17 protein-coding genes are annotated in these 19,797 nt (G+C 57.8%); 5 read left to right on the forward strand and 12 right to left on the reverse strand.

What is annotated here, in order from left to right; all coding sequences use genetic code 11:
• Positions 1–18 precede the first annotated feature (18 nt).
• Genes HNP00_RS10070 through pdhA form a run of 3 tightly spaced genes read right to left on the reverse strand, consistent with a single transcriptional unit; the run spans position 19 to position 3,841 of the window.
• Complete coding sequence (locus HNP00_RS10070; RefSeq protein ID WP_260404886.1) at positions 19–1,482, reverse strand: dihydrolipoamide acetyltransferase family protein; 1,464 nt, start codon at positions 1,480–1,482, stop codon at positions 19–21.
• A 2-nt stretch (positions 1,483–1,484) separates the two neighbouring features.
• Positions 1,485–2,612, reverse strand: coding sequence for an alpha-ketoacid dehydrogenase subunit beta (locus HNP00_RS10075; RefSeq protein ID WP_184738551.1), 1,128 nt, complete (start codon positions 2,610–2,612; stop codon positions 1,485–1,487).
• Complete coding sequence (gene pdhA / locus HNP00_RS10080; protein WP_184738553.1) at positions 2,609–3,841, reverse strand: pyruvate dehydrogenase (acetyl-transferring) E1 component subunit alpha; 1,233 nt, start codon at positions 3,839–3,841, stop codon at positions 2,609–2,611. Before pdhA ends, HNP00_RS10075 begins: the two co-directional genes overlap by 4 nt.
• Positions 3,842–4,012: 171 nt before the next feature.
• Between pdhA and HNP00_RS10085 the strand changes: the two genes are divergently transcribed.
• The 3 genes from HNP00_RS10085 (at position 4,013) to HNP00_RS10095 (ending at position 6,535) form a co-directional block, all read left to right on the forward strand.
• The gene (locus HNP00_RS10085; RefSeq protein WP_184738555.1) at positions 4,013–4,477 is read left to right on the forward strand and encodes an Lrp/AsnC family transcriptional regulator; all 465 of its coding nucleotides are present in this window, start codon (positions 4,013–4,015) and stop codon (positions 4,475–4,477) included.
• A 67-nt stretch (positions 4,478–4,544) separates the two neighbouring features.
• A complete protein-coding gene (locus HNP00_RS10090; RefSeq protein WP_311770547.1) occupies positions 4,545–5,276 on the forward strand; it encodes a sugar transferase in 732 nt (243 codons plus the stop codon).
• Positions 5,273–6,535 carry a glycosyltransferase family 4 protein gene (locus HNP00_RS10095; protein ID WP_184738557.1) on the forward strand — a complete coding sequence of 421 codons (1,263 nt, stop codon included), beginning with the start codon at positions 5,273–5,275 and terminating at the stop codon, positions 6,533–6,535. Before HNP00_RS10090 ends, HNP00_RS10095 begins: the two co-directional genes overlap by 4 nt.
• Before the next feature lie 21 nt (positions 6,536–6,556).
• On the opposite strand, the gene HNP00_RS10100 is transcribed toward HNP00_RS10095, so the two are convergent.
• The 9 genes from HNP00_RS10100 to HNP00_RS10140 form a co-directional block, all read right to left on the reverse strand.
• Positions 6,557–7,195: an acetyltransferase gene (locus tag HNP00_RS10100; protein ID WP_184738559.1), complete on the reverse strand. Its 639-nt coding sequence runs from the start codon at positions 7,193–7,195 to the stop codon at positions 6,557–6,559.
• Positions 7,196–7,251: 56 nt separating this feature from the next.
• Positions 7,252–8,487 (reverse strand): glycosyltransferase family 4 protein, encoded by a 1,236-nt coding sequence (locus HNP00_RS10105; RefSeq protein WP_260404887.1) that lies wholly within the window; start codon positions 8,485–8,487, stop codon positions 7,252–7,254.
• Between the two features lies 1 nt (position 8,488).
• On the reverse strand, positions 8,489–9,757 hold the full coding sequence (locus HNP00_RS10110; RefSeq protein WP_184738563.1) for a lipopolysaccharide biosynthesis protein: 1,269 nt from the start codon (positions 9,755–9,757) through the stop codon (positions 8,489–8,491).
• Between the two features lie 41 nt (positions 9,758–9,798).
• On the reverse strand, positions 9,799–10,944 hold the full coding sequence (gene wecB / locus HNP00_RS10115; RefSeq protein WP_184738565.1) for a non-hydrolyzing UDP-N-acetylglucosamine 2-epimerase: 1,146 nt from the start codon (positions 10,942–10,944) through the stop codon (positions 9,799–9,801).
• Between the two features lie 6 nt (positions 10,945–10,950).
• Positions 10,951–11,874, reverse strand: coding sequence for a capsular biosynthesis protein (locus HNP00_RS10120; protein WP_221451371.1), 924 nt, complete (start codon positions 11,872–11,874; stop codon positions 10,951–10,953).
• A gap of 164 nt (positions 11,875–12,038) precedes the next feature.
• Entirely contained in the window at positions 12,039–13,094 is a 1,056-nt protein-coding gene (locus tag HNP00_RS10125) for an SDR family NAD(P)-dependent oxidoreductase (RefSeq protein WP_395893808.1), read from the reverse strand.
• 49 nt (positions 13,095–13,143) lie between these two features.
• Positions 13,144–14,277, reverse strand: coding sequence for a DegT/DnrJ/EryC1/StrS aminotransferase family protein (locus HNP00_RS10130; RefSeq protein WP_184738572.1), 1,134 nt, complete (start codon positions 14,275–14,277; stop codon positions 13,144–13,146).
• The gene (locus HNP00_RS10135) at positions 14,274–16,091 is read right to left on the reverse strand and encodes a nucleoside-diphosphate sugar epimerase/dehydratase (protein ID WP_184738573.1); all 1,818 of its coding nucleotides are present in this window, start codon (positions 16,089–16,091) and stop codon (positions 14,274–14,276) included. The genes HNP00_RS10130 and HNP00_RS10135 overlap by 4 nt, the downstream gene beginning before the upstream one ends.
• A gap of 86 nt (positions 16,092–16,177) precedes the next feature.
• Positions 16,178–17,614 (reverse strand): polysaccharide biosynthesis tyrosine autokinase, encoded by a 1,437-nt coding sequence (locus HNP00_RS10140; RefSeq protein WP_184738575.1) that lies wholly within the window; start codon positions 17,612–17,614, stop codon positions 16,178–16,180.
• 501 nt (positions 17,615–18,115) lie between these two features.
• Between HNP00_RS10140 and HNP00_RS10145 the strand changes: the two genes are divergently transcribed.
• Both HNP00_RS10145 and HNP00_RS10150 read left to right on the forward strand, forming a co-directional pair.
• A complete protein-coding gene (locus HNP00_RS10145; protein WP_184738577.1) occupies positions 18,116–19,192 on the forward strand; it encodes an LCP family protein in 1,077 nt (358 codons plus the stop codon).
• A gap of 6 nt (positions 19,193–19,198) precedes the next feature.
• Complete coding sequence (locus HNP00_RS10150; protein ID WP_184738579.1) at positions 19,199–19,792, forward strand: low molecular weight phosphatase family protein; 594 nt, start codon at positions 19,199–19,201, stop codon at positions 19,790–19,792.
• Positions 19,793–19,797 lie beyond the last annotated feature (5 nt).

Below are 19,797 nucleotides of genomic sequence, written 5' to 3' on the forward strand. Positions count from 1 at the left end.
ATCGACGCCAGGAGGTCCCTACAAGTCCGCGAGCACCGTCCCGGGGTTCTCGATCGCGTCCGCGACATACCGCAGGAACCCGGCAGCGGTCTCGCCATCGCACACCCTGTGATCGAACGCGAGTGTCAGCTCGGTGACCTTGCGGACGGCCAGCTGTCCGCCCACTACCCAAGGCTTGTCGATAATGCGGCCCACGCCAAGCATCGCTACCTCGGGATAGTTGATGATCGCCGCTGAACCGTCAACGCCGAATACTCCGTAGTTGTTCAGCGTGAAGGTACCGCTGGCCAATTCAGTTGGGGTTGCCTTGCCGTCACGCGCGACGGCGGTGAGCCGGCGGATCTCCGCGTCCAGTTCGCGGGCGCTCAACAGATGGGCGTTGCGGACTGAGGGAACCACGAGTCCACGGTCTGTCTGGGCAGCAAAGCCAAGATTGACGCCATCGAAAGCGATGATCTCTTGCATCTCCCCGCCCGCCGCGTCCTCAGCCGTGACGATCCGAGTGTTGAGTTCGGGGAATCTTTTTAGCCCAGCTGTGACAAAACGGGCGATGAACGCAAGCAGTCCAGGAGCGCCATGCGGATCGCGTTTCTTGAGTTCTGCACGCATCTCCAGCAGTGCAGTTGCGTCAACGTCCACCCAGACAGTTGCCTCAGGGATCTCGGACCGGCTGCGAGTCATGTTCGCAGCAACAGCTTTGCGGACTCCGCGGACCGGAGTACGGGAGGCGACGGATAGGCCGGTTCGCGCATCCTGGACACCGGTGGCAGTCTCTGCCACGGCAGGCACCTCCGCAGGCACGGTCTCGCGCACGGCACCACCAATGGCAGCCTCAACATCCCGCCGCAGGATAAGCCCGCTCTCCCCCGAACCAGGCACGGCGTCCAGCGAAACCCCATGGTCCCGAGCCATCTTGCGCACCAACGGGGAAATCACGGCAGACAGCTTCCCAGGGATCCGAGTCCGGGACAGCGAGAGCTCGCCAAAGTCAGGCGCCGACGCTACGGCAACAGCAGAAGCGGAAGCCTTCCGCGGCCGGGTACGCCGAGCTTCGCCGCCCCCGGATGTGCCATAGCCAATGAGCACATTCCCGGATCCTGCCTTTTCCTCGGTCCGGTACGCCTCGGCAGCTGCGGAAGGAGCACCAGAAACAGCACACGAGGCGGCAGGCGGAGCCGCAGCGGCCTCGTCCGCCTCTTCTGACGAAGCCGCGGACTCAGCCGCAACCGCAGCACCAACAGGAGCCACAGAGATCAGCGGCTTCCCGACGTCGAGCGTTTGGCCGGCTTCACCGTGCAGCACGGCGACGATGCCCGCGTACGGCGAGGGCACCTCCACCATGGACTTCGCAGTCTCAACTTCGGCGATCGGCTGGTCCACATGGATCTCATCGCCCACGGCCACAAGCCAGTTGACGAGTTCGGCCTCGGTAAGGCCCTCCCCCAGGTCCGGAAGCAGGAACACCTGCATTTCTGAGCTCATGGTCAGTTCTCCCATTGAAGGTCGTCAACGGCGTCGAGGATGCGGTCGACGCTTGGCAAGTAGTAGTGCTCCAGCTTCGGAGCCGGGTACGGGACGTCGAAGCCGGTGACCCGACGGATGGGCGCGGCCAAGTAGTGGAAGCAGCGTTCCTGCACGCGGGCCACGATTTCGGAGGACACGGAGGCAAAGCCGTGAGCCTCAGCGATGACAACCGCTCGGCCCGTCTTCCGCACAGAAGCACACACGGTTTCGTCATCGAAAGGCACGATCGAGCGGACATCGATCACTTCGAGCGAACGGCCCTCTTCAGCGGCCGCGGCCGCGGCGGCGAGCGCCGTCGGAACAGAGGGTCCGTAAGCGATGAGCGTCGCATCAGTGCCAGGGCGTGCGACGGCGGCACGCCCCTCGCTGCTGGATCCTGCCGAAGCGTTCGCGGCGTGCTCGGCGCGCAGGGCACCCAGGTCCACTTGGTCTTTGGACCAGTAGAGCTTCTTGGGCTCCATGAACATCACGGGGTCATCGGAATCGATGGCCTCGCGGAGCATACGGTAGCCGTCGGCCACGGTGGCCGGGGTGTATACCTTCAAGCCTGCAGTATGGGCGTAGTAAGACTCGGAAGAGTCGCAGTGGTGCTCCACGCCGCCGATCCCGCCCGCGTAGGGGACACGGATGACCATGGGCAGCTTGACGGCGCCTTTGGTGCGGTTGTGCATCTTGGCCACGTGGCTGACGATCTGCTCGAAGGCCGGGTAGGCGAAGGCGTCGAACTGCATCTCGATCACCGGACGCATTCCGTTCATGGCCATACCCACGGCCATGCCTACAATGCCGGACTCAGCAAGCGGGGTGTCGAAGCACCGCTGTTCACCGAAGGTGGCCATGAGGCCATCGGTGATCCGGAAGACGCCGCCCAAGCGGCCGACGTCTTCGCCGAACACCAGAACGGACGAGTCGGCCTCCATGGCATCCGCCATTGCAGTGTTGAGTGCCTTGGCCATGGTGACGGTCTGGGGACCGGACGCTTCGGCTACGGCTGCTGCGCTGGCTGCCGCGCTGGCGGTGGCGGAGCTGACGTCGCCTGTTGCCGCGCGCTCGGTGGCCTCGGAGGATGTGGTGACGGCGGGGCTCATTTGCCTGCCTCCTTCTGGCTGGATGCTTCACGGGCGAGTTCATCGGCGAGCAGGGCTGACTGCTCTTTCAGCTGCGAAGTGGGTGTGGAGAAGACGTAGCGGAAGAGGTTCTGCGGGTCTACGGGGACGTCCTCCCCCAGGCCTTCGCGAAGCTGGGATGCAACGGCTTCGGCCTTTGCCGCGATCCGGGTGGAACCGTCGTCGTCGAGGAGTCCACGGTCGGTGAGATACGAGGTCATGCGGCTGATGGGATCCTTGGCAGTCCATTCGGCCACTTCGCTGTCCTCCCGGTAGCGGGTGGCGTCGTCAGCGTTCGTGTGCGCCTGCATGCGGTAGGTGTGGGCCTCGATCAGGAGCGGGCCGGAACCTTCGCGTGCCAATTTCACAGCGCGGTCCAGCACAGCGAGCAGCGCGACCAGGTCATTGCCGTCAACGCGCTCACCGGCCATGCCATACCCTACGGCCTTGTGCGCCAGGCTCGGCGCCACGGACTGGTGGCTCAGGGGCACCGAGATGGCGTACTTGTTGTTCTGGACAAAGAAGATCACGGGAAGGTGGAAGACGGCCGCGAAGTTGAGTGCCTCATGGAAGTCCCCTTCGCTGGTGGCACCGTCACCGCACATCGCCAGCACCACAGTGTCCTCGCCGCGCAGTTTGGCGGCATGGGCAACCCCGACGGCGTGCAGCAGCTGGGTGGTCAGCGGCGTGCACTGGATGCCAACTTTGTGTTTGGTGGGGTCGTAACCGCCGTGCCAGTCACCGCGGAAGATCGTCATAGTCTCCACGGGGTCAACTCCCCGGGACATGACGGCGACGGCGTCACGGTAGGTGGGGAACAGCCAGTCGCCTTCGCGAAGGCACAGGGCAGCGGCCACCTGGCACGCCTCCTGGCCGTGGCTGGACGGGTAGACGGCCATGCGGCCCTGCCGGACGAGGGCGGAGTTCTGGTCATTGACGCGGCGCCCGACGACGAGCTGTTCATACGCTGCCATAAGTTCGGAGTCGCCGGGGATGGGATATTCGTGGCCGGGTTCAGTGCCCTGCTCAGCTTCGGGCTTGAGCGTGCCCGAAGGGTCCACCATTTGGATCTGATGGCGGGCCGGCAGCATGTAGTCTTCCACGCTGATTCCGAACTTGCGCCGCACTTCGGAAGCTTGGTCGTTTGCTTCCAGGTCGTCCGGCCGAGCGTCAGCCAGACCCTGGGCCTCGTGGTCTGCGGAGATCGTCATTGGTCCGTCCTTCTGTATCCACTATTTGTCATCAGTATGTTCCCTAGCGAAGTTTCGTATCCAGCTCTGGGCAGAATCATGGAAAAGCTTGCCGGAAACGTCTAACCTGAAAGACAAATTGCAAATGTGAGCTGGATAACTGGCCCAAGCTGTGGACGAATTGGAGATGCGATGGCCGAGGCCGAAGCGGATCAAGCGGAGGTACCCCTGGACCAAGTGGACAGGGACATCATTGCCGAGCTGACGCGGGACGGAAGGATGTCCGTCACCCAGGTGGCAGAGAACGTCCACATCAGCAGGGCGCACGCGTACTCGAGAATTTCCCGGCTGACGGGTGAAGGCGTGCTTACGAAGTTCACAGCGCTCGTGGACCCCATCAAGGCCGGCTTGAAGTCATCGGCCTACGTGACGCTCAAGGTTCAGCAGCACTCCTGGCGCGAGCTCCGGGAGGAACTACGGCTCATTCCGGAGGTTCAGCATATTGCCCTCGTGGGCGGCGATTTCGACGTCATCCTGCTGGTCCGTGCGACCGACAACATTCATCTGCGCCGGGTCATCTTTGATCAGCTGCAGTCAATGCCGGGCGTGCAGGACACGCAGACGTTCCTGGTGTTTGAGGATCTGGATACGCGGTAGAGCATGAGGCTTGGCGAGGCCTGACACCAGTGTGAATAGCACCCGCCTGCGCGTCTATAATCATGCCGTGGGGAATAAGACAAACGAAATAAACGCCAACCGTGCGGGAACCAACCAGATCGACGCGCTTAAAGGCTCTGCGAACCAGTCCCGCCCAGGGTCGACCCGTTCGCTGAAAAGCCGCCGCTCAGCAAAACGGACCTTGGATGTTGTCGTGTCAGCGGCCACATTCATCGTATCGGCCCCTATTCAGGGAATAGTTGCCCTTCTGGTTCTCAAAGAATTTGGCCGACCTGTAATTTTTACCCAAGACCGCCCCGGGCTCGATGGGCGCGTATTTCAACTAAGAAAATTTCGTACCATGCTTCCTGTGGACGAATCAAAAGGGCAAGTGTCCGACACAGATCGACTCACGAGTTTCGGCAAATTTCTTCGATCCACGAGCCTAGATGAACTCCCCACCCTGCTAAATGTCCTTCGTGGAGACATGAGCATAGTTGGCCCCCGACCCCTACTTGTCAAATATCTCGAACTCTACACCCCGGAACAATTCCGGCGTCACGATGTTCGCCCCGGCATCACCGGTCTGGCTCAAGTGAGAGGCAGGAACTCAATCTCGTGGGAAGAAAAGTTCTCGCTGGATATTGAGTATGTAAATAATCAAAGCTTGGCGCTCGATTTTCGGATCATGCTTGAAACCATAAGAGCCGTCGTGCTACGCAAGGGAATATCCGCAGCGACCAGTCCGACGATGCATGAGTTCGAAGGTTCAAAAGAAGGCCAGGAGCTGCCAAAGTGACAAACGGCCATCGACCGACGCTGGTAGTTGGAATCGTCTCCCAGTGGTTCTCTCCCGAACCTGTATCAATCCCGGAATCCATCTGTCGATTCCTCACGGCCCGCGGACACTCGGTCCGCGTGTTGACCGGATTCCCGAACTATCCGACTGGGAAACTCTACGCAGGCTACGAGAACGACTCACCGAGCACCGAGACTCTCGCTGGCGCTCACGTCCGGCGGCTCCCTAGCTTCCTAAGCCACGACCTCAGCGGAGCAAGGAGGATTCGTTCGTTCCTCAGTTTCAGCTGGCAGACGCTGCGACACAGGGCATTCCTGAAGTCAACTGATGTCAACTATGTCTATGCCACGCCGATGACCTCTGCCGCAGTGGCGCTCGGGAATCGATATCTGTTCAAGACACCGTACGTGCTTCACGTCCAAGATCTCTGGCCGGAGTCGGTCATTGACTCCGGCATGGTCTCTGCAGGCTGGAAAGGAAAGGCTCTCCACGCCCTGATTGGTTTTGGCCTCCGACCGATATATCGGGGCGCCAAACACGTAATTGTTATTTCAACCGGCATGAAGGATGCGCTCGTCGAAAGAGGGGTCTATGCGTCGAAGATAAGCGTCGTCCTGAACTGGGACGGAAATGAGAAGCCCGACTTCATTGGTATTTCGGCACCGTCAAGCAACGCGCACATGACCGAATCGGCGCCCCCGGGAATTCATTGCGTCTATGCCGGAAATATCGGTCAGATGCAAGACGTTGAAACAATCGTTCGAGCAGCCTCCCTGGTGGAAAATGAGTTTCCCATCAGGATTTCGATCTATGGCTCTGGAGTCGCGGAAAGTTCCATCTCGTCGCTCATTCAAGAGCTCGGACTCAAAAGCGTCCAATTGATGGGCAGGGTTTCGCAGGATGAGATGGCTGAGATCTACGGCCAAGCCGACTTTCTGTTAGTCACTCTCAAGGATCGCCCAGTATTTCGTATGACCATACCGTCAAAGTTCCAAGCCTCGATGGCCCACGGCGTGCCCGTTATTACCACGGTACAGGGGGATCTGGCCGAAATCTGTGTCGACAACGGGGTGGGACTTGTGGCAAACGCCGAGGATCCAGGCTCCTTGGCGGATGCGCTGCGGAAGGCCAACGCCCTTGACAGTCAAGCGCGTGCACGGATGTCCATCCGTGCAGCGCAATATTACCGAGACGAAATGTCAGCGGAATTGGCATTGGGCAAAGTCGCTGGCCTCTTGGAATCGGCCAGCGAACGTTAGGGTATCTGCGTCCCCGCGTAATCACCGTGCAGGAACCCCTTTGACGATTGCACCTGCAGGTACGTTCCGCGTAACTACAGCGCCCGCACCGACCATTGCTCCCCGTCCGACGTTCAATCCTGGAAGCACAATCGCGCCTGAGCCGATAGTGCTCCCCTCCCCCAAGGTGACTCCACCGGCAACATTAGCTCCGGGGAGGACCGTGACATAGTCCTCTAGGACACAATCATGCCCAACAGTTGCGTTGTAGTTCACCTGTACATGGTTCCCGGCCCGGACGCTAGAGGAAATGTGGCTCAAGGCAAGCAGAACAGTCCCGTCCCCCAGGTACGTTTCCGGTCCGACTACAGCCCCCGGGTGGACAATCGTACGGGCAACTGAGCCGCCCGAAAGCATCGCGTTAGCTAGCCGGCGCCGAACATCGGGATTCGCTATGGCGATGACGAAGTCCTTCCCGGCTAAAACAGCCCCTGATCCAATGACATCAAGCCCTCGGATCACTTCACCGGGATGTCCATCATCCACAAAACACAGGTCCGAGTCGCCGGGCGTCGCCTCCAGGCCGGCTAGTACGGCGTCCAAAGTTTCCCTGCCGAACCCGCCGGCTCCAACGATATATAGCACTTTCCCTGCTCTCAGACTCTGGTTCTTCTGACCCATCGAGGTCTCGAAAATCTCTAATTGTCCCGGCGACAGTTCCTCGGCGGCGCGCTTTGCTAAAACGTAGCAGTTGTCCCCAGAATTGTCGTTGCAGCATGAGTTGAAGACAGCTTGTCATCAAAAAATCTGCGCGCGGCCTGGGACAGATCGGTCAGGCGACCCACCGCGAGATCGCTGGACAACCCTTCCAAGGCGTCTGCCAGCATGTCCGCGTCACCCGCTGGGAGTACAACGCCCGCCCCATACTCAAGCAATTCGTCACCTGCATCTGACGCAGGATCCAGGCAAGCAACGACAGGGATTGACGCCCTGCAATACTCGACAATCTTCGAAGGAAAGGCGGGCACAGACACGCCGGTCACCGTGGCAGCTATGCCCACGTGGGCGGTTTTCAGGAGACGTCGATACTCTGGCTGGGGAATTGACCCAAGGAACTTCACGCTTCGTAGCTTGAGCGATGCCGCCATACCCTCCAGGGTCTCCCTAAGCGCCCCATCTCCTGCAATCACTATCTTCAGCTCTGCGCCTCGACTCTCCAAGATCTCCGCAGCCTGCAAGATAGTTTCGACTCCGCGCCCTTTGACGAGCTGTCCACCAAAGATTGCGGTGAAGACCGGCGCCTTGGAGACATCGGCTGCTGAAGGCTCATCCGTCTGTGCCCAGGGCGGGAGAATCAGGGTCTTGCCCCGGTAACTCCGGAAGTAGGCCCTGAAGAACCGCTCGTTAGCGGGCGACATGACGGCGACGTTGTCCGCCTTTGCAAAACTAAGGTACTCAAGCCACCTCAAGGACTTCACTAAGGGATTCGAAGGAAGCCGAGCAATCTCGACCTGATGAACTGGAAAAAAATCCCAGAGTACGAAGACAAGATTCTTTACCGCTCCGCTGAGTCGGAGTCGACCGGGGACCCCGGCGGCCATCGCGGCAATTGACGTGAAGACAGCGACATCATATTCTTCTCGCCTGAGGACCCCGTAAGCACTTGTGTGCATAAGTACTGCTGACTTCAGTCGACTCAGGATTTTCGCAAAAGAACCCTTCGGAGTCTTTTCCGGTCCCACGCTGATGACCCGCACGCGCCCATCGCTCCGTTCGCTCACACCCCGCGGTCTTGGCCGCTTGTTGTCGAAAGCCAGAACGTCCACCTGCGCACCTTGCGAAACGAAACCGTCCACAATGTCGTCGAGGAGCCAACGGTCGCCCTCCGAGGTCGAAAAGTCGCTCGCGAAAACGAGTACGCGTTTCTGTTGCCCATTGCCAGTTGTCTGCTGTTGGGAATCGTCTCGTGGCATTTTAATCGCCTTTCACATTAACAGTCAGAGAAGTGGGCAATGATGCGTACTGAAAGTACGAGACTAAGGTTGGGTTGACGCCAACCTTAGAAGAGACAACTAGTGTCGCGATCATGGCATAAATGGTAGCTCCCGCGGCACTCGCGATTGATACACCCACCACTCCGATGGTCGGCGCCCCGAGAAGACACACTCCCGCAACGACTACCAGCAAAATTGCATTCAACACAAGTGCCGGGTGCTCTAAGCCTGCGGTCACCATCAGGGTATTTACCTGGCCGAAAAAGAGGGTGACATATGCGCCGATGCACAAAACAAGGGTTGGGATTGCCGCATCCTGATATCCACCGCCAAAAAGCCTCAGGACCACTCCTGGCAGGTAGGAAATGGTCACGAGTAACGGGACTGCCACGACCATGGCCATCAACGCAGCCCGGCCGCACTCTTCACTCAGTTCTTCCCTGCGCCCCGAATAGGCCAACGCGGCGAATTTCGGAGCAAGGTACGAAGTCTGTATGCCCGGAAAGATGCTGATAAAGCTCGCGATCCGGGCTGCAGCCGTGTACTGAGCGACTTGGGAGCCAGTTCCCACAAAACCGAGACTAAGTTGTGGAACCCAAACCAAGGCAAAGAACAGCAGCGATGTGCCCATCAGGGAGGCAAGGCTTGAAAGGTGCTTTCGAATGAAGAGCAAGCCCTCGACCCAGTCCATCTTTCCGTGGAAAGAAATCGCCGACCGGGCAGAATTCAGCGCCCATAGTGCGGTTATCGCACCCGCGGCCAGCAGAGCGAGCAGCACGGTGAGCACGGTCGGCTTACCGAGAAGCATCTCAGTTCCAACGAACAGAATAGTCAACCAAGGAGCCAAACCAAGCTCCGCCAAAATCCCGGCGACCAACCGCCCGGAGCCTCGGAGAACCGCTCCTGCAAAAACACTGAGAGCGTAGAAAACCGTCATGAGACCAACGCAAGCGGCTTCCGGAAAATGGTGTGCAGAGGCGGGTAATGGCAACAGCCCCGAGGTAAGTAGCCCGAAGAGCAGTGCGCCGGCAATGCTTGATGCTGCCCAGCACCCAGCTCGCAGCCAACAGGCTTCAATGGCATGGCCGTGCTGCCCCGAGGCGATCCTTCTCAGGACCAGATTGTCTGTTCCGAAGCGCCCCATGGTACCAGCCAAGTTCATCAACGTGAAAAGGACGAAAACCACACCTGCATCGTCAAGGTTCAAAGCCCTCGAGATCAGAATCACTTGGAGGAAAGTTCCCGCCATCGCAATCCCTCGGGCCGCAATAGCGTAAGCGCGTGATCGCACTAAACTCGGGGATCTGTGAGCCGCAGCCCAGCACGCTGACGATGGCTATGGGCCGCAGAGCGAATGAACCCAACTACCCTGCGGGATGTGTCGCTAATTTGATAGTCCGCAGGAGGAGCCACGTAACCGTCCTCTGCTACTTGCTGAAGGGTCATATCGATTGCGTCCAAAATGCTTTCCTTCCGGAGCCCCGAGGTGATGATGCTGCCCGTATCCAAAGACTCTGGACGCTCGATGAAATCTCGGAGCGTGACCGCAGCGAACCCCAGTAACGAGGACTCTTCGCTAATCGTCCCGCTGTCGGAGAGCACAATCAGGGCGTCCTTCTGGAGCTTGACATAGTCATTGAAACCAAACGGCGGGTGTAAAATGACGCCTGACTTCAACTCCTCCGGCTGGCCTTCCAGCCGCTTCCGAGTCCTCGGATGGGTCGAAAGAAGCACAGGGACTTGGTACTTTTGACCCACGGCGTTGAGTGCTTCCAAAACAGTCCTGAGACGTTCCGGGCTATCGACATTCTCTTCGCGATGCAGGCTCACCAAAACGTATTGCCCCGGGATGAGGCCTTGCCGCTCCACAACGTCACTGGCGTCAATCGCGCTAGCGTTGGCAGTCAAGACTTCCTGCATCGGAGAACCCGTAAGCAGGATCCTGGAGGGGTGAATTCCTTCGGCCAGAAGATTGCGCCGCGCGTGTTCCGTGTACACCAAGTTGTAGTCAGAGACATGGTCCACAAGACGGCGATTGACCTCTTCCGGCACGTTCTCGTCAAAGCAACGGTTGCCCGCCTCCATATGAAAAACGGGGATCTTCAAACGGCGCGCTATGACGGCGGAGATACAGCTGTTCGTGTCGCCCAGCACCACCATCGCGTCCGGCTTCTCCTCGAGGAGCACGGCTTCCACCTTGGTTAGAATTGATCCCAAAACCGCGCCGAGCGACGAGACGTCCGCAGCCAGGAAGTGGTCTGGCTTTCTAAGCCCCAAATCCTCGAAGAAAATTTCGTTCAGTTCATAGTCGTAGTTCTGCCCGGTGTGAATCAGTACGTGGTCCGTGTACTTCTCCAAGCGTTTGATAGTGGCAGCAAGCCGAATAATTTCAGGGCGAGTGCCAACGACAGTGGCAACCTTGAGCTTGAAAGACATCGCTTCCTAAACTTCCTCTGCAAAGGTATCGGGGTTCGATGGATCGAATATGTCATTCGTCCAAAACATCGTATAGAGATCCGAGTCACCCGTATTTGTAATGTTGTGGGTCCACAGAGTGGGCATGTCGATCGCAACGGGCGCGGAACCGTCAACCTTGAAACGAAGGACTTCATCTGTGAACAAGCGTCGCATTGCGATTTCTGCTTGCCCTGAGAGCACAACAAAACGCTCAATCTTACGGCGATGGAAATGCTGCCCCCGAGTGACGCCAGGGACGGTCGTAGAAAAGGACGTCTGGCCATCTCCGCCGCGAGACCGGCAAACTTCAAAAAAGCTGCCTCGGGCGTCAGCTTGGCGGTTGAGCGCGAAGGGGAGCTCCTGTCCGACCCGGAAGGCGCGGTAAGTGTTAAAAAGGTCCAAATCAAAGGCAGACGCAACATTCGGGATATCGCCGCTGTGGTAGGTGGCCGCAAAATCCTGAAGTTGAACCAAAACAGCCGAAACGGTGCGGCGGGAGGCCAAACCTTCCATCGCGTTTATGGGAACGGAGCCCATGAGAACCTCCGCCGCATTTTGGGCGTGCAACAGGAGAAGTTCTTTGTCGTCCTTCACCTCAGGCGTTTGCCCGGATTGAAGCAAGTGGCAGAACGTTGCCACAACAGAGTTATAGAACGGTCGACCGTGCTCACCGAACAAGTTCGGCAGCAGCACGTCGGTATAGCTGGCCCCAACGAAATCTGCGGCGGCTTTGAGGATCGACCCGGCTTCCGCTTTCGCGTTGCCGTAGATGGTCCCGTTTCCCGACTGGATCGAGTTGGCGTACACGACCTCATGCGGCGGCCGCTCCGCAGTCCGCAAGGCCTGGGCAAGTTGCTGCGCCAGTTCTACGTTCCCCATGCGAACTTCATCGTCATTGCCGCGGTTCACGCCTGCAATATGGATTAGCCGCTCGCTACCGCTGATGCCGGCGGCCGTAGTAGTGAGATCGTACGCTGTGCCAAGTTCCAAAGCCGTTGAGCGTCCGCCGAGACCATGGACGAGGGCCCTCGTGTGAAAGCCGAGGAACCCTCCGGCACCGGAAAGAGCGACTCTCACAGGTGTGCCCCGATCCGGCTCATTTTGCCAGCAGCGGCGAGTTCGCGCCGAACCTCGGGAAGCGTTAGGAGCAGATTCTCAATTTCGCGCACACCCATGCGCTCAACCGTGTGAGAGTCATAGTCAGAGTAGTTGGACTGATTCACATCTCCCGATTCGAAAAACAGGCTGTAGTTCAGGTCGCGATTGTCTGCGGGCACCTTGAAGTAGTCGCCCATGTCCTCTGCACGCGTGAGTTCTTCCCGCGTAGCAAGAGCTTCAGATAGTTTTTCCGCATGGCGAGTGCCAATCACCCGGACTTCAGACTCCGACTCGAACAGGTTTGCGATTGCTTGCGCCAGGTCTGCAATGGTGGATGCCTGAGCCTTCTTGACAAAGAGATCGCCCTGGCGGGCATTTGCGAAAGCAAACTCCACGAGGTCGACCGAATCAGCCAGAGACATAAGGAATCTAGTCATCTCCGGATTAGTCACGGTTAGCTCTTTTCCGGCCTTGATCTGGTTGATGAACAGTGGGATCACCGAACCGCGAGAGTACATGACATTGCCATATCTGACACAAGAAACTACTGTTTCCGCATTGGGGTTGTTAAGCCCATGGGATTGCGCCACCTTTTCCATCATGGCCTTACTCATGCCCATGGCATTTACAGGGTAAACAGCCTTGTCTGTACTGAGGCAAACAACGGAGGATATCGAGTTCCTCTCGGCTGCGCGGACAACGTTCTCGCTACCCAATATGTTGGTTCGAACGGCCTCAATAGGGAAGAACTCGCATGATGGAACCTGCTTGAGCGCGGCGGCATGGAAAACAAAGTCAGCATTCTTCATCGCTCGATCAACACTGTCGAAGTCGCGGACGTCGCCCACGTAGAACTTTAACCGGGGATCCGGAAGTTCGTGTCTCATCGCATCTTGCTTAGCCTCATCTCGGCTCAGAATGCGGATCTGCTCGACGTCCGTTTCCAGAAGTTTTTTCGCAACAGTATGACCAAATGATCCTGTACCACCTGTAATCACAATTTGCCTGCCAGAGTAACTGGAGTTTGTCACGCTAGACCTTCCATTTCGCATTAGTTATGTGCCGACGATATTTGGCGAGTCATCGTTGGGGTGAGACAAATGAATTAATCGTGTCTGTCACTCTGGAAAACTGTTGCGGACTGAGAGCAGAACCAGAGGGCAACGTCAGCCCATTAAGGAAAAACTTCTCAGACGTACCGTCCACCAGTCGTCCGGCCGAAGCAAAAACGGGCTGCAAGTGCATGGGCTTCCATAACGGCCGGGCCTCTATATTGCATTCCGTCATGTAGCCGGCGAGCTCCGCGGCAGTCCAACCGGCCTCAGCGGGGTCTATCACCACCGACGTCAACCAGCAATTATCCAAATGGTCGTCGTCCGCCCCAAATAGACTCACGCCCGGAATGTCGTTGAAAAATTCGCGGTACGCCTTGCGGTGCTGACGGCGCTTTGCAATCATCCCGTCCAAGCGGACGAGCTGTGCCCGTCCGAGAGCAGCCAACAAATTGCTCATCCGATAGTTGTACCCGATGTCAACGTGCTCATAGTGCGCCACAGCCTGCCGTGCCTGAGTCGCAAGATACCTAACCCTGGATGCAACCTCGCCGTCTTCCGTCAAAAGCATCCCGCCCCCTGAAGTGGTCATGATCTTGTTTCCGTTGAAGGACACGATTGCCGTATCACCGAAAGACCCAGCAGCACGACCATCTCGAACCGCGCCCAACGACTCCGCTGCGTCGGCGATCACGTGGAGTCCGAAACGCTTGGCAATGCGGTCGATCTCAGTGAAATCGCAGACTTTGCCGAGGAGATCAACGGGAACGATGGCTTTGACGGGACGTCCTTCAGCCACCAGCGCTTCAGCTGCCTGTTCCAGCAGAGAAACGCTGATATTTCCGCTGGAATCACTGTCAATGAAATAGGGATGCGCGCCCGTGTAGCGGATTGCATTAGCTGTCGCCGCGAAGGTCATGCTGGATGTTAGGACCAAGTCGCCTTCGCCAATTCCATAGCTCAGCAAGGCGAGGTGAAGTGCAGCGGTGCCGGAACTCAAGGCGACAGCAAACTTGCTACCCACGCGCTCGGCGAGTTCGGATTCGAAAGCGTCCACATCAGGCCCGAGCGGTGCAACCCAACCGGAACGCAAGGCCTCGAGGACATACTTTTCCTCCAAGTCACCAACGTCGGGGGAGGACATATAGATTTTCTGAGTCATATCAAACGCCTTCCGTTTATAACATCGCCCAGCGCCTGTCCCTGCTCAGTTGTCTCGCCAAAGTCCCACTCAGCGCCAACAAGCTCAAACGGCGCAAGCGACGGGATCTCAGTGTGAGAAATCTTCGGGTGAACGGGACGTTCTTCATTTTCGCCGGAGCCCACGAGCTCTTCATGGAGTTTTTCTCCATGCCGCAACCCCGTGATCACAATTTTTATCTCACGGCCGGATTTCGCGATCATCCTCTCGGCCACGTCAAGAATCCGGACTGGCTCGCCCATGTCCAAAATTAGTACCTCGCCAGGCCGGCCGATTGCCCCAGCTTGGATCACCAATTGACACGCTTCGGGAATCGTCATGAAGTACCTCGTGACATCCGGATGCGTCAAAGTCACTGGGCCGCCGGCCTCGATCTGCGCAGTGAAGGTGGGCAGCATGGAACCCCGACTGCCAATGACGTTACCGAATCGCACTGAAAGATAAGTCAGATTCGTATCTTTGGCAAACCATGCCGTCAGTCGTTCCCCAAGCCGCTTGGAAAAGCCGAGAACACTTGTAGGATTGGCTGCTTTATCGGTGGAAATATTCACAAACGTTTCCACACCAACTGCTTTGGCGGCGTTGAGGACGTTCACGGTCCCCAAGACATTGGTCTGCCATGCCTCGTGTGGGTATTGCTCCAACATAGGTAGGTGTTTCAGTGCGGCAGCATGGAAAACCACATGCGGCGCGCGAGCCTTGAATATTTCCTCGATGGTCACACCGTCTCGAATGTCGGCCAAGACGACTTCGTTCGTGTCCAATAGGCCATGACCAGAGATCGAGATCTGCGTACCCTGGAGACCTGTCTCGTCCCGATCAAGCATGATGATTTCCGAAGGAGAAAACCTCAACAGCTGCCTGCACAACTCCGAACCAATCGAACCGCCAGCGCCGGTTACCAAGACTCGTTTATCCGTGACAAAACTCGCGATCGATTCAAGTTCGGTGTCAACCGGGTGTCTCCCAATCAAATCTTCGATCGAAACGTCGCGAAGGTCCCCCAACTGTGCTTTGCCCTCAAGGATGTCAGATAGCAACGGCAGCACCAGCAGGCGCAAACCCGCAAGGTCGGCATGGTCAGATACCGCTCGGAGCAGGTCAGCATCTGCGCGGGCAATGGCAAAAATTAGAACCTCGGCCCCAGTTGCCTTTGCCACATCGGTCAGATCAGCACAAACCCCCAGAACGGGAACACCGTGAAGCCGAAAACGCTGCTTTTTCGGATCGTCGTCAATGAGCCCCACTGGCTTAAACGGTGAGTACCGGTCGCGGTTCATCAGTTGCACGACATGTTGGCCGAGATGTCCCGCACCGTACACCAGAGTTGGGGTTGCTTCCTCGCTGGGTCGGTAATCGCGTTCTTGCAGTACTCTGTGGAGCAGCCGCATTCCTGCCATAAGCACGAAGGCAATCAGGAGAGCAATGAACGGCACACTTCGCGGGAAGTCATCGGATGCCGGTGTCAGCATCCGAGCCACTGTAAGTACCAGGCCGACAGTCGAGACCACAAGAAGCAGGCTTTGAGCCTCGTGACGCGACCCGTATGGATGCCTATAACTGTAAAGACCCAGAATTGAACCAACGAGGGCCTCAAGCACCGCAGCGGCCAGGACGAAAAAACCGACAAGGAGCGGTTGGACCCTCGTTGGGTCGAAATCCAAGCGAACCAGTGATGCAATCGGTAACGCAATCGTCCAGACTACGACGTCCAACAAATATTCACGCCACCGGAATACCACGGGCGGCAATCCTCGCGAGTCGCTCCCAATCATTGAATTCCCCCCAAGTGAATTCTCGTATGTTCAGAATGTCCATCACGCGGCCCGATGCGACGCGCGATTATGCCAAGCGCAAGGTGCTAACGTCGGCGAGACCGGGGCGCTTTGTCCTTGCCACGTCGTCCGGCCTCAACCGTCTCAGGTCGATAGTCGTAGTAGTCGTAGGAACCCCTTGTCCGTTCCACGCGGTTGACGACCAGGCCAAGCAGCCTCGCGTTCACTGCTTCCAGGTCGCTCACAGCTTGTTGCAATTCTCCCCTGTGAGTCCGCCCATCGGCGCTGACCACAAGCAACACCCCACTGGCCATCGATCCCAGAACCGCGGGATCCGTAACTGGAAGGAGCGGAGGGGCGTCGATAATAATGACTTCGTACTCTGATTCGAACCTCGACACGAGCTTCTCCATTGTCGGAGAACCCAAGAGTTCGCTGGGATTTGGCGCCGATCGTCCGGATGTCAAGACTTTCAGTTCGCCTCCGGGGCCCCAGCTTTGGATCGCTTCCTCCAAGGCAACCGAATGCGAAATTACTCCGGAGAGGCCTACAGATCCTTCAAGACCAAGGTATTTGGCCACTCTTGGGCGCCGCAAATCCGCGTCAACCAGCAGTACCTTAGCTCCGCTTTCTGCCAACATGATGGCCAGATTGACGGCAGTGGAAGTCTTACCTTCGCCCGGAATCGATGATGAAACAACCACAGTCTGTGCCCCACCACTGAGGTTGGTGAAATGCAAATGTGTTCGCAGTTGCCGGAAACTCTCCGCACGATGGTTAAACTTGTCGTGCTGGGTGACCAGCGGTGCTTTCTCTAGAGACGAGTCGATGGAGAAAGTACCCAAGATGCCCGCACTAACGATTCGCTCAACATCTGCCTGACTGCGAAGGCGCGTGTCAAATAGTTCTCGGGTCACCGCGAACCCAATGCCGGCGAGTAGCCCTAGAGCCAGTCCAATCGCGAGGTTAAGCGGCACGCGGGGCGACGAAGGAGACGTGGATGGCGCCGCCTCCTCAAAAACACTCAGACGAACGATTGTTACATCTTCAACGTTGTTGACTGCGGTGATCAACTGCCTCGCCGTGGAGTTAGCGATCCGCGCTGCTTGATCCGGATTCGGATCCGTGGCAGTTATGTCGATGAGGACGGTTTGTGCTGGCGTGGTGGCTGCAACTTTCCCCACTAACTGGTTCATCCCCCCAGTTAGTTTCAACTCGTCAGCCACCGCCTGGAGCACCCTGGGACTGGTTGCCAAACTGACATAGGACGTGACTCGTTTTTCAGCGAATGTGTTGCCCTGAATGACATCTGTCGGGGAACTTCCACCCTTCACGGAGACGAACAGTTCGCTCCGTGACTGGTATTCCGGGGTCTGTAGCAAAGTAAATCCTGCGGCCAGGGCCAAGCCGATCAAGGCCGCCGCTACGATGGCAATCCATCGCTGCCGAATCACGCGCAGGTAGTCCTTCAACTCCATTTTTTCCCCAACATTATTCCGCTGCGGACGCAGCTTTACCGTCATTCGAAGTCCGACACCGAAGCGCGTCGGTTCATTAAAACACGTTCACCGAACTCCTTCTGCCGCCTGGGCACTCCCTGCGAGATGATGACGTTGAAAATCGGGAGTTGGGAGCCACAGGCTATATGGCCAGATCCTATATACCACAACAAGGAAACCAGACGCCTTCGCCATTCCGAATGCCGGGAAAACTATGATATCTATGGGCTATGGGGAGGCATTTCCGGACGCAGGTGGCACGGCTGGATTTTCGTATCCGCAGGCCTTCAAAAAGGGTCGTAGCGTTCGTGTACCTGGTCTTCTTGGCCATTACGACTGCAGGTCTGTCCGCGCTGGCACTCTTGCGCTAGGCACGGAATCCAGACGCTGCACGGGCACGCCGATCTCCTGCGGACTGCCCGAGATGCGTAAAAAGCGCTCACGCGAACACGCCGCAATCAGAAAAAGGCTATTCGCCATGCGCTGGTACCATCACAGAAGCTACGCCTAACTTCAAGGAACTTCATGACGGACGAGCTTGGTATCACAAAGGAAGATGCCCCTCAAAGCGGCCCGAGGCGGCAGAAGGAGGGCAAGAGCCATAAGGCACGAAATGTTTTATTCGCCGCTGCAACCCTGCTTTTGGTCGCCGCGGTGGTGGCCGGTGGATACGTCGTAAGCCTGGTCCATACCTTCAACTCGGGTACCCAAAAGATTGCGACAGCTTTCCCAGAGGAATCCACGCGTCCACAGAAGGCCCCTCCGGTTGGCGGAAACGCGCCGTTGAACATCTTGCTCCTCGGTAGCGACAGCCGCGGCGCCACGGAAACCGATGCCGTCAACGGCTCGGCAACAGACCAGCGTTCGGACACCTTGATGCTCATGCACATCCCAGCCGACCGCAAAAACATCTACACAATTTCATTGATGCGCGATACATGGGTCCCGATTCCCGGTCACGGGGAGGCCAAAATCAACGCGGCACTTGCCTTCGGCGGGGTGCCGATGATGGTGCAAACGGTCGAAGCCTTTCTCAAGCAGAGAATCGACCACGTTGCCATGATCAACTTCGACGGTTTCGAAGGCCTCACGAATTCCTTGGGCGGAGTCAATGTGAACGTCACGTATCCATTTACTTCCAGCGAGAACCCCAATCTGCATTTCAATGCTGGTCCCGACACATTGTCGGGCCAACAGGCGTTGAGCTTCGTCCGGGAGCGCTACGCCTTCCCGGACGGTGACTATCAGCGGGTCCGAAACCAACAGGCGTTCATCAAGGGATTGGTCGCCAAGACGATCAATGCCAACACCCTGGGCAACCCGGTGACAATCAGCAACATGGTGGGTGCCATTTCACCCTATGTCGCCGTTGACAGCGGACTGGATGCTGCGACGATTGCCAAGCTGGCCTTTGAAATGAAGGACATCCGCCAACAGGACATGGTTATGTTTACGCTGCCCACACGCGGCACTGGAACATCAACTGACGGTCAATCAATCGTGCTGACGGATCCCGCCGAAATTGGCAAGGTGGCAAAGGCACTTTCTGAAGACAAACTGGGGGATTATGTAGCTGCCAACAACTTCGAAAAGGGCAACTGACCCTACATGCACTCCTCTTTGCCCTTCAGGATCCTGACCGTTTGCACCGGCAACATTTGCCGCTCCCCCGTCGCCGAACGGTTGCTACAAGCGGGTCTGGATCAGGTTCTCCCCGGAGGCTTCGAGGTCCGCAGCGCCGGCACCAGGGCCATGGTGGGCAGCCCCATCCAATCCCTGTCAGCCGACATCATCCGCACGTACGGCGGCACACCCGATGACTTCGCCGCTCGGCAGCTCACCTCGAAAATCCTCAGGGAATCGGACCTGGTGCTCACCATGGCATCACACCACCGCGGGGAGGTTCTGCAGCTGGATGCCTCCCTGCTCAAGCGGACCTTCACCATCCGGGAATTCGCACGGATGGTGACGGCCCTCGAAGAACGCGGCGACGCATCGCCGTCGGGCTCTGACTACACCCAACAATGGCGAGAACTGCCTGCAAGAGCATCGTCCGTGCGCCACCTCGTCCTGGCGGCAGAAGCCTCGGACAACGACGTCGCCGACCCTTACAAACAAGGCGCCGACGCGTACCTGCGGATGGAAGACGAGCTAGCTCCTGCCATCTTAAGGATTCTCCGCTACGCCCGCCTTTCCATGTAGGGATC

This window comes from Arthrobacter sp. AZCC_0090 (assembly GCF_014207375.1).
GTDB lineage: Bacteria > Actinomycetota > Actinomycetes > Actinomycetales > Micrococcaceae > Arthrobacter.